1 protein-coding gene and 1 pseudogene are annotated in these 1,124 nt (G+C 71.3%); both read right to left on the bottom strand.

The window, feature by feature from the left end; genetic code table 11:
• Positions 1–112: 112 nt before the first annotated feature.
• On the bottom strand, positions 113–334 hold the full coding sequence (locus ACXMYJ_RS29165; protein ID WP_460359552.1) for a hypothetical protein: 222 nt from the start codon (positions 332–334) through the stop codon (positions 113–115).
• A gap of 14 nt (positions 335–348) precedes the next feature.
• Positions 349–1,124 (bottom strand): annotated as a pseudogene (locus ACXMYJ_RS29160) (phage tail tape measure protein); the annotation flags it as partial.

Below are 1,124 nucleotides of genomic sequence, written 5' to 3'. Positions count from 1 at the left end.
TCGGATTGCCACGCCCCAAACGGCGGGGCAATCCCGAATCTGTCGGCCTGCCTGTGACTTCACACACGCGCCGACGAGCGCTTGAGACGCCCCGCCCCATCAACCCACTAATTCAGCAGACTCCTAGGCGATCCTGAAGGATGCCCACCTCGCCCGCCAGGAAGACGGCTGCCGCGCGAAGACACGTAGTGCAGTCGCCCATCTCGTCGAGCACGTTGCCGGATGCGTCGGCGTCGTCCTGAAGCGCCGAGTAGATCAGCCGCCATACCCTCACCTTCAGGGTCTCAGGGTCCGACACACGGCCGTTGTCCTTGCAAGAGCTGCAGATGGTCATTTCCTCATCCTTCATCACTGCCGCCCCGGCGGGCTGTAGACGTGCCACGCGATGTCACGGCCAGTGCCGTCCTCAGTGGGGCGGTTGTTGTTGACGGTGATGTTCATGTCGCCGCCCTTGGCCGCGGTCATGCCGTGCTGCGCCGCGGCGCGCGGATCCTTGCTCGCGGGGGTGGCGGGTGCCGCCTGGCCCGCGACGTTCGGCAGCGCGGGCCGAGCGCCGGCGAAGCCACCAGCGAGCCGGCCGAACCACGACTTGCCGAGGCTGCCCATGGGGTTGTCGCCCAGCGACAGCGTCTCCATCAGGCCTGAGACGCCGATACCGGCGACCTGGCCCAGGTAGGCCACCGTGCGGTTCGCTAGCTGAATGCCGATCTTGGCCGCAGCACCGGCGCCCGGGGCCAGCGCGTCCAGGCCGGAGGTGGCCATCATGGCGGCGTCCATCGGCAGTCCGCCCATGCCCTGGAATCCACCGCCGCCCGTTGTCGGGTAGGCCATGCCGCCGGTCGACAGCGGGGCCGCACCCGGCATGCCGGCGCCCGGAAGCGTGGAGCCGCCACCGAAGGGCAGGCCGAGGATGCCCGGGCCGCCGGGCCCGGGGGGTGCGCCGAGCCCGATGCCCGATGCAGGCGTTCCCGGGGGTGCGCCGACACCGCCACCCAGAGGGGCCGGGCCGATCGCGCTCGGGCCGAGACCATGGATGCCGGCCGCCGCGGGCGAGCCGAGCGTGATGGGGCCGCCGGCCACAGCGCCCTGACCGCCGTAGCCGCTCGCCGCGGCCATCATCCCGA

Source organism: Mycobacterium sp. ZZG (assembly GCF_054786995.1).
The sequence above is the reverse complement of the archived record's forward strand: the minus strand, read 5'-3'. Positions and strand labels throughout refer to the sequence as shown.

Coding starts and splice junctions, on each gene's coding strand:
- ACXMYJ_RS29165 (WP_460359552.1), bottom strand. CDS start 334: ATGACCATCTGCAGCTCTTGCAAGGACAACGGCCGTGTGTCGGACCCT.